We start from the raw sequence: 14,811 nt of genomic DNA on the forward strand, positions 1-14,811 counted from the left end.
CATTGGCCAGTTTGTCTGATTTTAAAGAGCATGGAGATTTTTCCATATTAAAGGAAAAATCTCCATGCTTTATGTTTGTATGTCAATAGAATAGCTATTGTGTAATATGGAATCCCCCTCTACTTTTGCATGGAATAAATTATAAAACTTTAATTGATTGGCAATGGAAAACAACAAGATGTTCAAAAGTCTTTATGATCGTATTTTATCTGTGAAATTCCTAAATACAGTTTTAATAGGTTGTGCTGTAATGGGAGGGGCTTGTTCTCTTTCGCATCCGATAACCGATATGACCACCAAAGAAAAGGCTTGGGAGGAGTTTTCTCATCCTGTAGATTCCACCCGTACTAAAGTTTGGTGGTTTCATGGAGAGACAGAAACAACTCGTGAAGGTATAACCGCAGATTTGGAAGCTTACAAGCGTGCCGGAATTGGAGGGGTGGTATATTACGACCAGGTTCATGGAAAGGCGGAGAATGCGTTGCCTGCATTATCTCCGGCATGGTGGGATATGTTGCGCTTTGCAGCATCTGAAGCCAAACGTATCGGACTTTCCTTTGAAGTGAATCTTTCTAATGGTTTTGTAGCAGGAGGTCCTTGGATTACTAAAAGGTTGGGGATGCAACGTCTCATAGCCAGTGATACTCTTGTCAGCGGTGACCAACATTTCTCTGCTATACTTTCCAAGCCCGGAAAAGATGAATGTTGGGATGTGGCGGTACTAGCTTTTCCTGCTACCCGACAGAATTGGGAAACAAGTTACCACCGCCGTCCTCGTATAACGACAACCCCTTCTCATATTTTGGGTAAATCATTATTTCAGCCAGATGGTACACTCGTTACAATTCCTGCACGTGCTGCCGGAGAATCTGTTTTGGTGAATCTTGATTTTGGTGAGGATTTTACCGCTCGCAGCATCAGCTATCAGGTTCGTCCACGTGGGGCAAAATCTTCTACAGGGGCTATGAATCCTCCCGGGCATCCGGCTGAGAGTTTTTATGGCTTGGGGTACCAAAAATTACCAGATATAGGACAGTTGGAGGTTTCCAATGATGGTATTAATTATGAGAGAGTTTGTGATTTGAAACCTATTTATCAGACTCCGAGTAATCGTTGGATTCAAAAAACAATTTCATTCCCGGCAGTAAAAGCTCGTTATTTTCGTCTGAATTTTCACGATTGGTATCTTCCTAAAGATACTCGTCCGGATTTGGTGATAGGAAACTTTTCTCTCTCTTCACGTGCACGAATGGACCAATGGGAAGAACGTGCCGCACTCTATTCTGAATATATTCAGAGAAATCTAACACCACCTTATGAGGGCGAAGAGACGATAGACCCGGAAAAAATAGTAGACCTTACAGATAAAATGGATTCTGAGGGGAAGTTGGAGTGGGAGGTTCCGGCAGGAGAATGGGTGATTATGCGTTTTGCTCATGAGCCTACTGGCGGTCCGTTGAGACATGGGCGTGCCAATTTAATGGGATTGGAATGTGATAAAATGTCGGTAGAAGCGGTGACGGTTCAATGGGAAAATTATACCAAACCTATTTTGGATTCTTTAGCTGCTATCGGTTGTTTGCCTGCAGGAGTCACCATGGATAGTCATGAGGCCGGTTCGCAAAATTGGACTCCGGGGTTTGAACAGGAGTTTTTACATCGAAAAGGGTATGATATGCGTTGTTATCTGCCGGCTATGATGGGATATATCGTAGGTTCGGTGTCTCAGAGTGACGGTTTCCTATATGATATGCGCCGTACAATGGCTGATATGATTTCTGATAATTATTACGGCACGTTGCAAAAATTAAGTGATAAGGCGGGAGTGAATCTGACAGCACAGGCTGTGGGGAACGGATTGAGCCTGGTGGCGGATAATCTTCAGGCAAAAGGACGTGTTAATAAACCACAAGGTGAATTCTGGACTTCACATCCTGATGGAGGGTATGATGTGAAGGAAACTTCATCTGCCGCTCATTTTTACGGAAAGCCTATTGCTTCAGCGGAAGCTTTTACCGGCAGCCGTTATTATCACTGTTTTGCAGATCAGAAAAATTCGGCGGATTATGCTTATGCTTTTGGAGTGAATGAATTTGTGTTATGTGCGTCTGCTTATCAGCCTTGGATTGATAAATATCCGGGTAGTACGGCTGGCGGCAAGCATTATTGTCTGAATAGGAACAATACTTACTGGGAATATAGCCGCCCGTTCTGGGATTATCAGGCACGTTGTTCCGCATTGATGCGTAAAGGAGTGCCTGTTGTCGATATATGTGTGTATTTGGGACAGAATCCGCCGGTGAAATTGGTAACTTATCGCCTTCCTGAAATCCCCGAAGGTTATGATTTTGATGTTTGTACAGCTGAGGCATTAGTAGGGCGTACGATGGCTGTGGATGGTCGGTTGACCTTACCGACAGGAATTAGTTATAGTTTATTGGTGATTCAGCGTAATAATGATATGCCCTTGCATGTGTTGCGTCATATAGCTGGTTTAGTTAAAGGAGGTGTCATCGTTTGTGGGCCACGTCCGGATGGTTCCGATTCCTTGAAAGATAAAGCGGAATCGGAAGAATATCGAGCATTGGTTGATGAGTTGTGGGGAGAGTTGACTACTGTATCACAGATCCGTAAAGTCGGTAAGGGGAAAATTTATGAAAATATTCCATTGTCGGAGGTTTTGAAATATGAAAATATTCGTCCTGATATAGCAATAAAAAGTGGTAATACAGCGAAGGATAAAGTTTATTTTGTTCATCGTCGTTTATCGGATGCCGATGTGTATTTTTTGAATAATCATAGTGACAGAGCTTTTCATGATACTGTCCGGTTGCGTACGGATGCCCGACAGGCGGAATATTGGGATGCTGTGACTGGGCAACGTTATATGATACCTGTAAAAGCATCCGGAGAAAAAGGTATGTTGTTGAACTTGACTTTGGCTCCTCGTGAGTCTGGATTTATAGTGACTTCAAATAATCAGGCAACCGGTTTATTGCCGATAATAGCGGATGTACAAGAAACAATTACTCCGATTGAGGGTAGTTGGAATGTTTATTTTGATCCTCGCTGGGGTGGTCCCGGGAAAGTCGTTTTTGACGAATTGATAGATTGGACAGTGCATGCCGATACAGGTATCCGTTATTATTCAGGCACGGCGGTTTATCATAAAGAATTAAATCTGGCGATACCTGCTCAAAATGAACGGTTACTGCTTCGTTTTCCTCGCTTAGGTTCCTTAGCGCGTGTCTGGGTAAATGGAAAAGAAGTCGTTACTGTATGGTGCTCTCCTTGGGAGGCTGATATAACCTCTTATGTCCATGAGGGTAAAAATAATCTAAAAATAGAGGTGGTTAATTCATTGATGAACCGTATGATTGGGGATGCCTCACTTCCTGAATCTGAGAGGTTTACTTATGCTTATCCTCAAATAGCTACTCCGACTGATAAACTTGTGCCTTCGGGTATTATGGAGCAATTGAATTTGGTGTACCGACAGTGTCAGTAACAGGAAAATGCGTTTACATATCAATCAGGAACAAAACACTAAAATATTATACTTTATGAATTTACGTACTATTTTTATTTCATCGTTTCTGTCATTGAGCAGCCTGGGGGTGTTGGCTCAGGAACGGATTAATTTAAGCGGTACATGGCAATTTGCATTTGCCGCTAATCAAAAGGAGGCGGACCGTTTGGAAAGGTTTTATACGTCTGATTTTGCTAAAAGCAAATTTAAGTCAACTCCTGTTCCATCCAATTGGGCCTTGTTGGGATATGAAGAACCGGTTTATCGAGGATTCAAGGATAATCAAGCCGGTGAGGGATTTTATGTGAGGGAGTTTACAATTCCTCAGGATTGGAAAGACAAACGTATCTTGTTGCATTTCGGTGGTGTATGGTCATCGGCTGAAGTTTGGCTCAACGGGAACGAACTGGGGCGTCATGATTGCGGATATACTTCTTTTGCTTTTGATGTGACGAATAAGCTGAAAGTGGATGAGCCTAACAAACTGGCTGTCAGGGTAAGGCAGATCACCCGTGAGTATAAGTTTGATGTTTGTGATGACTGGACTTGGGGAGGTATTTATAGAGATGTAACTTTGGAGGCTATGCCGGCTAAACGATGGATTGATGATGTGGTGGTGCAGACAACTTTTGACCATTTGTTTCAAGATGCGAATCTGGACATACGGGTGATGATCAGTGATAAGCATAAGAATACATTGCCCGGAAATTATCCTAGTCCCGGCGAGCCTTATAAGCTATGTTTCACACTCACTGACAAAGAAGGCAAAGAGGTGGCACAAAGACAAATGGCTATACCTGCCCATGTTTCGACGGATCGGGAGATTTGTTTGAGCTTGCCGGTTGAGGCTCCGCACCAGTGGACTGCCGAAACTCCTTATTTGTATAGCCTGAAAGTGGAACTTTTAGAAAAAGAGGCAGTAACACATACACGTATGGAACGTGTTGGTTTCCGTCAGATTTCCACTGATGGAGGAGTCTTCAGAATTAATGGACAAGCAGTTAAACTTCGTGGGGTGAACAGGCATGATGAACATCCGGATGTAGGTCGTGCCACTACCCGTAAACAGTGGTTGGAGGACCTCACACTGATGAAGGCTGCCAATATCAATTATCTTCGTCTCTCACATTACACACCTGCCGAAGGGTTTATTGAACTATGTGATTCAATGGGAATGTATGTGGGTAATGAAGTGACGCTAGGGGGAGCCGGGGATTTGATGTATGATCCTTCATTCTCGGGGGCGGTTTTGCAACGTTCGTATGAAACGATTGTCCGGGATATAAACAAGCCGTCTATTATTTATTGGTCAATAGGTAACGAAGATCCTTTGACCTCTCTGCACATGGTTTCTGTAAAATTGGTCAAGGCACTTGATCCCACTCGTCCGGTACTGTTGCCTTGGCGTCCTGAAGAATGGCTTCCTAAAGAAGTGGATATTCTTGCTCCTCATTATTGGAACCCGCAGGAATATGACCGGCTTGCCGGACATTCCGGACGTCCTGTTATTTCGACTGAATACACACATGCTTATGGCAATGATGCGTTTGGAGGGTTGGAAGCACGTTGGAAGGCATTAACTAAACATCCTGCCGGAGCCGGAGCAGCTGTATGGATGTGGGCGGATCAAGGGGTTAAGACTCCTGTCCGAAAGAAAGAGAAAGATTTGAGTGAAGATGAATACTTAAGAATTAATACAGCCGGTTGGGATGGTATTGTGGATTCCTATCGTAATTTCACTCGTGACTATTGGGAGACGAAGGCCGTCTATGCTCCGGTTTACCCTGTTGTGGACAAAATTTCATTTGTACCCGGTCAGGATTCGGTACGTATTCCTATCCAGAATGATTTTGATTTTACGAATCTTAGTTCTGTAAAGATGGCTTGGTCTGTACGGGAAGATGAGAATGTATTATATTCGGGCACTGATTCCATGTATGGTTATCCTCATACAGTGTCGGACTTTAAATTGCCGGTAGAAAAACTGGTGACTGTTCGTCCGGGAAGAACTTATTATGTGTGGTTTATATTTACAGATGAAAAAGGAACAGAGATCACTCGCAGGGCTGTTGAACTTTGCCCTCAGACAGAACAACCGATATCTGTTCCTGTTTGTCGTGAACTTTTGGTTACTGAGGCGGATCAGGTTACCATTGAGGCTGGTGATGTTCGCTATGTGTTTAGTCCGAAGAATGGACAATTGGTGTCTGCGGAACTAAAGGGAAAGCAGTTGATAAAAGACTTGTATCCGGCTATCTGGCGTAAATTAAATCAAGGTGAGACTTCCGGATTTGGTAAAGAAAATCTTCGTAAGGCTGTCGATCTTACTCATTATACGTCATCGGTAACAGCATGGAAGGTGGAGAAGACGCCAACCAATGCGGTTATCCGTACTACTGTGGATTATAGGGTGGATCAGGAGAATCGTTTTACAGTGACTTATCGTTATTCAATAGGAGTGGATGGACGCTTGAACGTTTATTATCAGATTCTTACTAAAGTAGCTGTACCTTGGTTGCCTATTGTTGGTATGTCCATGCAGTCTGTATCCGGGCTTGATCAGGTACATTGGTTGGGATTGGGCCCGTATGATGCTTATCCTAATAAGCAGGCTGCTCCTATATTGGGTGTATGGGGAGGAACTGCGGGAAGTCCGGATGTGACGGGAATAAAAGCGATGCGCTGGATGGAACGTTCCGGATCTGAAGGAACCATACATGTTTCGAATTCTGGTTATATGGAGAATGACGCAATGTGCCCGGAAAGAACTTATATTTTATCAGGAGTATTCGGTCGTCCGGAGAAAGGACGCCGTGCTGAAGAATCGGTTCCTCAACTTCGTACAGATACAGGAAAGCCGTTTGTTGGCGAGTTCAGTATTATGTTGAAGGCAGTTCGCTAGATTGTTTTTTGAATGGGTGGAAGATTTTCCATGAATGAAGCCAAAAGTCCATAAATTATCACTGTATATAGGTAATGCAGTATTGTAGGAAAAGAAGTGACTTTATACGTTTGTACATGGCAAAGATATCTGAAGCCGGTAAAATAAAAGCATGCTAAATGATATTGATTACAAAACTTTAATTCGTTAATAATGAAAAACAACAGGAAACAAAGAGGCGCTTATAATGAAGTGTCTTTTAGAATGGTATTTTTATTAGTCTTTTTAATGACTACTGTTACCGGATTTGCACAAAATAAGACGGTATCGGGTATTGTAGTGGACAAGGCAGGTGAGGCTGTAATTGGTGCCAGTGTATTGGTTAAAGGGACCTCAAATGGTACTATTACTGATTTTGATGGAAAGTTTACTCTCTCTAATGTTCCCGAAAAAGGGATTATTACTATAACCTATATTGGATATGAGGGACAAGATATTTCGATAGCTGGAAAAAATACATTGAAAGTAATTCTGGCTGAAGATACTGAAACATTGGACGAAGTAGTGGTTGTGGGGTATGGTACACAGAAAAAAACTGATTTGACAGGTTCTGTCATGTCAGTGAAATCGGAGGATATTACTTCTGTAACAGCGAATAATCCCGTTCAAGCCTTACAGGGAAGGGTGACTGGCGTTTCGGTTGTAACGGATAGCCGTCCCGGCAAGTCACCTACCTTGCGGATTCGTGGTAATGGTTCTATCAGTGCAGGAAATGATCCCTTGTATGTAGTTGACGGATTTCCTTTGATGAATGGTTCATTAAATGAAATTAATGCTAATGATATTGCTTCAATGGAGGTGCTGAAAGATGCTTCTGCTACTGCTATTTATGGTTCCCGTGGTTCAAATGGTGTTATTATGATTACAACCAAAACAGGTGCCAAAGATTCTAAATCACTTACACTTAATGCTAATTATGGTTTTCAGATGCCGGGCAGATTGGTGGAAACAATGAATCATGAACAGTTTGTGGACTTTATTAATTCTGCTTATATGAATTCTAAAGGGATTACGATATATAATGATGAGAATCCTGCTCCTAATATACATACAGATTGGCAGAGGGAAACCATCAAGAGTAGTAGTCCTGTGCAAGACTATAGTATTTCTTTAAATGGTACTTCGGGTGATACACAGTATATGATGTCGGGTGGAGTTTATCTTCAAGATGGTTTGTTGTCTAATTATGATTATAATAAATATACTTTTCGTACTAATTTGCAGCATAAGTTTAATAACTTTATAAAGTTGGGAACACATATGCAGTATACTTATTCTGAAGGAGGGCTTGCAACAACTACTAATTATGATGGGGCATTGACCGAATTATGGCGTTATGGTTGGCCTACATTGCCTGTCTATCGGGAGGATGGAAGCTATGCAATACCTAATGATAATCCAGCCATATCCAGTTATTTTGATAGTGGTATTAAATGGAATGCAGTTAATTATTACAATGAGGTGAAAAGAGAATCTAGTGTAAGTCGTTTGTTTGGTGATATTTATGCTGAATTTCAGTTGGCTAAAGGGTTGACATTCAAAACAAATTTTGGACTTGATATAGCTAATACCAGAGATTATAATTATATAACTTCGGATTATACTTTATCCACAGGAACTGGCCAGGGTGGAAACGGATATTCTAAGAAGATAAGTAGAATAACTGAAAATATCCTTACCTATACCAATACATGGGGGAAGCACCGTCTTACAGCAACAGGGGTGTATTCATGGCAAAATTATATTTATGAGGATCTTTCTATCGATGGAAAGGGATTTGCTAACGATGAAACCGGGGCATGGGATATATCTCAAGCGAGTAGAGAAACAGTAGATTATGGTAGTGATAAATATCAAAATTCATTAGTTTCATGGACTGGTCGTGTATCTTATGCTTATAATGACAGATATCTCTTGACGGCAACTGCTAGATATGATGGCTCTTCCCGTTTTGGAGCAAATAACAAGTGGGGATTTTTCCCATCTGTTGGTTTGGCTTGGCGTGCAAGTCAAGAGGCATTTTTAATTGATAATAAATATATTACTAACTTAAAATTACGTGCCAGTTTCGGTGTAACAGGTAATCAGGAGATAGGTAATTATAAGTCATTGGCGCAATTGAATGCAGATAATTACATTTATAATGATGGAGAACTTCAAGGATATTATGAAAGTATAGGTAATCCAGACTTGAAGTGGGAGCGTGCCAATCAATTTGATATTGGTATTGATTTATCCTTATGGAATCGTTTGCACATTACTGCCGATTATTACTATCGTAAGACTTCCGATTTGCTTTATCAAGTTCCCATTCCTTCCACTTCAGGATTTTCTTCTATGCTGAGTAATGTTGGTTCCGTATTGAATAAAGGATATGAACTTTCAATTACAGGGAATATTGTTAATACAAATGATTTTAAGATAGATGCTACTATCAATCTTAGTCGTAATATTAATAAAGTGAAGGAACTTTATAATAATGTGGAATCTATTACACTTAGTTCCGGATTAGGGCTTAGCCGCTATTTAAAAGTTGGAGAATCTCTTAATTCCCGTTATGCTCTTCTTTCTGATGGCATTATTCGTACAGAGGAACAATTGAAAAAATATCGGAAAATTGAAGGTACGGCCAAATTGGGAGATGAAATGTATAAGGACTTGGATGGTGATAATCAGATAACTGCGAAAGACCAAGTAAACATAGGCACTACAGATCCTAAACTTATTTATGGTATAGGTTTGAATGTACAATACAAGAAGTTTAGTTTGAATATATTAGGAAATGGTGCCCATGATTTTGTCGGTGGTACGTCTTATTTGCAAATAGCAGAGAACCAGATAAATTCTAGCGTGATTTGTATGCCTTCGTTATATGCTTATGAGCGAATGTGGAGTGAATCTAATCCGTCAGGAACCTATCCTGCACCGGGAGCTTCCAATGTTCATGAAAGTGATCGTATAAATTCCGGATGGAACTATTTCGTGGTAAAAAGTATAGCCTTAAGTTATGATTTTGGTAAGAATCCTATTAAAGGGATTAAAGGTATCAAAAGTTTGAGTGCAACAGTGAATTTTCAGAACTTCATCACTTTCTCTAATCAGCGCGGCTATAATCCGGAAAATGGTGATATTAAATATCCATGGGTGAAAATTGTGAATATTGGAGTTAATGCGAAATTTTAATTAATAAATAATAAATGAATATGAAATCAATATATTTACGCAAAAAAATGTTGGTTGCGTGTAGGCGGCCTGTTGTTGCAACTCTGCTTGTGATTGTTGCTCTGTTTTCTAGCTGTACGGGTTTGACTGAGTCACCTTATACTTTTGTTGATCCAGGTAATTATTATAAGTCGGAAGAAGAATTGGAAAGTGCCTTGAACTCAGTTTATGCTGATTTTCGTAATTTTGCTAGTAATTATAAAACTTTGATGATTTTGGAACTTGTGACGGAACATGCCATGCCGGCTCATGCTTCTAAGGATGGAGTTATATCATTCAATTGTTGGCAAGGGGTAAATCAAGCTACTACCTACAACATTCAGATATGGGATAGTGGATATGAGATGATTAACCGATGTAATGTGGTTCTTGGGCGTGGTGATGGAGTGAACATGTCCGATGAAAAAAGAAATCAAATCTATGGACAGGCTCGTTTCTTTCGTGCATATACTATGTTTGTTTTGCTTCGTCTTTATGGGGGACTTGCTATACCAGAATCTTATACTGTCGGATTGGATGGTCTTGAAATTCCTCGGAAGACAGTAGATGAGACTTATGATTTTATTATTCAAGACCTGGAATATTGCATTGCAAATTTACCGACGCGTTCACAGTGGGGAAGCGGTTCTTATTATAAGGCAAGTAAAGGGGCTGCCCAGGCGTTGTTGGGTGATGTCTATTTGACTAGAGGTTGCATGGATAATAATAATACGGTTTATTTTCAAGAAGCTAAAAAACAATTGGGGGATGTGATTAATTCTGGTGAATATGAACTATTACCTGATTATAAATCTTTGTGGTATTGGTTTGTGGAGGAGGCTTCTAAAAATACGAAAGAGTCTTTGTTGGAGGTCCAATTCGGACCTACTCAAGTGAGTTCGTTGCATTGTAATTTTGGAATAAATGTTACAGATGAAAGTTTAGGAGGTAAAATGTATCATCGTTCGGCAATTTCACATAAGGATTATCTTTCTTATCAAGACGATGATGTGCGTAAGCAATGTTTTCTAACAGAATATACCATAACTGGTACAGATACCCGTCGTTATTTTGAACCTGAATATAAAGGCTTTTCAGGTAAAGGCGAAGGTAAATGGCCATCATCTGCTCCAGGAAATATGAAATTTTATGATCGGACTAAGTCTTGCTATGAAACAGGAGGTTCGAAAGCAAATTTAATTGCAATCCGTTATTCAGATATACTATTGAATTATGCTGAAGTGGAAAATTATCTGAATGGTCCTACGTCTGATGCGTATGAGAAGTTAAATAAAGTACATCAGCGTTCCTTATCGATTCCTGTAACACCGGGACTCTCAAAAGAGGAGTTTGATGATGCAATCTATCAGGAACGTACATGGGAGTTGGTTGGTGAAGGTTATTTATATTTTGACGAATTACGTACAGATCGTTTGGGAAAAAACGTTTATGAATATAAAACCTATATGTATGAGAATGGGTATTTTAATTGCCAAAAATTACAGTTCGTGCCCCAAAAAACATTTTTATGGAAGATTCCTCAAACGTCTTTGGATTCTAATCCTGCATTAGAGCAAAATCCGGATAACATATCGGATCCAAGATATCCGCTTAAATAGATTTTTAAGGTATTAAGTTAAACTAAGGTGAGCAATGTATGTGATAACGATTGTCTGTGATAGATAGTCGTTGTCTTTTTAAAGAGTAATATTGTTGTGGTGAACTATAATATTTAATTTTTTTCTATTCTAATGGTTTCTTAGAGCATTGTTGTGAATTAATTTGTGAAAATAAATAAAAATAGAAACAATGAATAAAAGACAAACTATAAAAGTGTTAAGGAGGATTGTAATGGGTAGTATCCTTACACTAGGATATTCTGCATGTTCTCCATTTCGTCCGGATGTAGCAGACTCGGCAACCATCAAAGAAGCGTGGGATGAATTTTCCAATCCGGCAGATTCTGCACGTACTAAGGTTTGGTGGTTTCATGGTGAGACAGAAACGACTCGTGAAGGAATTACTGCAGATTTGGAGGCATATAAGCGTGCCGGTGTAGGAGGAGTGGTTTATTACGATCAGGTGCATGGAAAAGGAGAGCATGCACTACCCGCTTTTTCTGTTGAATGGTGGGAAATGTTGAAGTTTGCAGCATCTGAGGCAAAGCGTGTCGGACTTTCTTTTGAAATAAATCTTTCGAATGGATATGTGGCGGGAGGACCTTGGATTACAAAAGCTTTAAGTATGCAACGTCTGACAGCAAGTGATACTATTATTAGAGGAAAACAACAGTTTGCTGCGGTATTACCAGCACCGGGTGATGATGAGTTTTGGGATATTGCAGTATTGGCGTTTCCTGTTCCTCAAAATCAATGGATGACAAATAATAGTCAGCGTCCAAAGGTAACATGTAATTTGCCGGGAGTTTCCGCTGAAGATTTCTTTTGTAAAAAAAGCAGATTGACGACTATACCTCCCCAGCAACCTGGCAAGTCTGTTTATATAAATCTGGATTTTGAAACTTCTTTCACAGCTCGTTCTATTACTTATCGGGTAAGCAAGCGGAGTAAGGCATCTACCGGTGCCATGAATGTTCCGGGAGCTCCTGCTGATGAATTTTATGGATCGAGTTATGTAAAACAGCCACCTTTGGGGCAGTTGGAGGTTTCGGATGACGGCATAAATTATAGTAAGGTGTGCGATTTAAAACCCATTTATCAAGCTGCTGCTTCTCGATGGGATCAGAAAACAGTTTCTTTTCCGGCAGTGACCGGACGGTACTTTCGTTTGAATTTACATGATTGGTGTCTTGCCGGAGATCAACGTCCTGAAATGGCTTTGGGCAATGTCACATTATCGTCTCGTGCCCGTATAGACCAGTGGGAAGAGCGTGCGGGCTTTTATTCCGAATATATTTTGAAAAACCTGACTCCGGCTTATACGGATGAGGAGATTATTGATCTGAAAACTATTGTTGACTTAACTTCAAAGATGGGAACGGACGGAAGATTGGAATGGGATGTTCCTGAAGGTGATTGGGTGATTATGCGCTTTGCACATGAGTCAACAGGTGGGCCGTCTAAGCATGGCCGTGCGAACTTGAAAGGTTTGGAGTGTGATAAGATGTCTGTAGAAGCAGTGACTACACAATGGAATAATTATGCTGCGAGGATGATTGATACGCTTTCCGCTATCAATGTGAAGCCTGATGGAGTAATTATGGATAGTCATGAAGCGGGGGCTCAGAATTGGACTCCGGGATTTGAACAAGAATTCCTGCGTCGTAAGGGGTATGATCTTTTTTCATATCTACCTGCCATGATGGGATATATTGTGGGCTCGGTTACTGAGACTGATGCTTTCCTTTATGACTTGCGTCGTACTGTTGCTGATGTTATTTCTGATAATTATTTTGGAACTCTCCAGACCTTATGTAATAAGGCTGGTGTGGATTTTACAGCACAGGCAACTGGTAACGGGCTAAGTCTTGTGGCTGATAATCTGCAAGCGAAAGGACGTGTTCAGAAACCGCAAGGAGAATTTTGGGCAAAGCATATACATGGCAGTTATGATATAAAGGAAGCTTCTTCGGCAGCGCATATTTATGGAAAACGTATTGCTTCGGCTGAGGCATATACTGATGCTAAGTTCAGCCAATCTTTGGCAGAATTAAAGAATCTTGCTGATTTTGCTTATGCGGCTCAGGTTAATGAATTTGTTGTGTGTGCTTCTGCTTATCAGCCTTGGTTGGATAAATATCCCGGCAGTACAGGAGGAGGACGTCACTATTGTCTGAATCGGAATAATACTTATTGGGAGTATAGCCGTCCTTTTTGGGATTATCAGGCGCGTTGTGCCGGATTGATGCGGAAAGGAATGCCTGTGGTGGATCTTTGTATTTATGTAGGACAAAATCCACCGGTGAAACTGCTGACTTATCGCCTTCCCGAAATACCGGAAGGTTATGATTGGGATGTGTGCACATCAGAAGCTTTGACAACTCGTATGTCTACTCATGGAAGCAAGATTGCATTACCTGATGGCATGTGCTATAAAATGTTGGTTGTGCAGCGTAATAATGATATGCCTTTACACGTATTGCGTCATATTGCCCAGTTGATTGAACAAGGAGGAGTGGTTTATGCTCCCCGTCCCGATAGCTCTGCTTCTCTTAAAGATAAGGTGGATTCTGTTGAGTATAAAAAGATTGTTGATCAATTGTGGGGGAAGGAAGACGTTGTTTCGGGTAAACGGTCTGTAGGAAAAGGAACGCTGTATTGGGGGATGTCATTGGCGGAGGCTTTGCGTCAAGCAGGTATTCGTCCGGATATGGGTATTGTAAGCGGGAATACTCCGACAGATAAGGTCTATTTTGCTCATAGGCGTTTGGCGGATGCTGATGTTTATTTTGTTGATAATCATAGTCAGCGATCATTTAAAGATGAGGTGGTTCTGCGTACCTCTTTATCGAATGCTTCTTATTGGGATCCTGTAACTGGTAAACGATATAGGTTACAGGCTCGTTTGGTAGCGGAAGGATTACATGTTAACATTACATTGCTTCCCGGTGAATCGGGTTTCATTGTGGTTTCTGATGACAGTCAAGAAGAACTAATGTTGAAACCAACCCGTGAGAACGAGCGGTTGGAAGCTATAAAGGGAGATTGGCAGGTTTATTTTGATCCACGATGGGGAGGACCTGGAGAAGTGGTCTTCCCAGTGTTAACGGATTGGACGAAACATGCCGATTCAGGTATTCGCTATTATTCGGGTACAGCCGTTTATCGTAAAAAAATCAATTTAGGAAAGGCTGCGGCAAATGAAGAAATAATTCTTCGTTTTGACAGCTTGAATTCTATAGGACGGGTTTGGTTGAATGGACAAGAAGTTTCAACTGTTTGGTGTACTCCGTGGGAGGCAAATCTGACTCCTTTCGTGAAAAATGGTGAGAATAAGTTGGAAATAGAAGTCGTAAACTCGTTGATGAACAGAATGATTGGTGACGCTTCGTTGCCTGAATCCAAACGACTGACTTATTCCTATCCCGAAATAGCCAAATCGACAGACGGATTGGTTCCTTCTGGAATTACAGGTGAAGTGTGGTTGGTACGTCGCTTTTTACAATGTATTAATTAAATAA

General features: G+C 40.9%; 5 protein-coding genes. All 5 read left to right on the forward strand.

What is annotated here, in order from left to right:
• Nucleotides 1–163 precede the first annotated feature (163 nt).
• Nucleotides 164–3,508, forward strand: a complete 3,345-nt coding sequence (locus GKD17_RS02525; RefSeq protein WP_007836539.1) for a glycosyl hydrolase — start codon at nucleotides 164–166, stop codon at nucleotides 3,506–3,508.
• A gap of 55 nt (nucleotides 3,509–3,563) precedes the next feature.
• Nucleotides 3,564–6,431, forward strand: coding sequence for a glycoside hydrolase family 2 (locus GKD17_RS02530; protein ID WP_022185596.1), 2,868 nt, complete (start codon nucleotides 3,564–3,566; stop codon nucleotides 6,429–6,431).
• A 243-nt stretch (nucleotides 6,432–6,674) separates the two neighbouring features.
• Complete coding sequence (locus GKD17_RS02535; protein WP_050764894.1) at nucleotides 6,675–9,653, forward strand: SusC/RagA family TonB-linked outer membrane protein; 2,979 nt, start codon at nucleotides 6,675–6,677, stop codon at nucleotides 9,651–9,653.
• 47 nt (nucleotides 9,654–9,700) lie between these two features.
• On the forward strand, nucleotides 9,701–11,290 hold the full coding sequence (locus tag GKD17_RS02540) for a RagB/SusD family nutrient uptake outer membrane protein (protein WP_032936398.1): 1,590 nt from the start codon (nucleotides 9,701–9,703) through the stop codon (nucleotides 11,288–11,290).
• A 190-nt stretch (nucleotides 11,291–11,480) separates the two neighbouring features.
• Nucleotides 11,481–14,807, forward strand: coding sequence for a glycosyl hydrolase (locus tag GKD17_RS02545; protein WP_007836530.1), 3,327 nt, complete (start codon nucleotides 11,481–11,483; stop codon nucleotides 14,805–14,807).
• Nucleotides 14,808–14,811 lie beyond the last annotated feature (4 nt).

It is taken from the genome of Phocaeicola dorei (assembly GCF_013009555.1).
GTDB classification, from domain to species: Bacteria; Bacteroidota; Bacteroidia; order Bacteroidales; family Bacteroidaceae; genus Phocaeicola; species Phocaeicola dorei.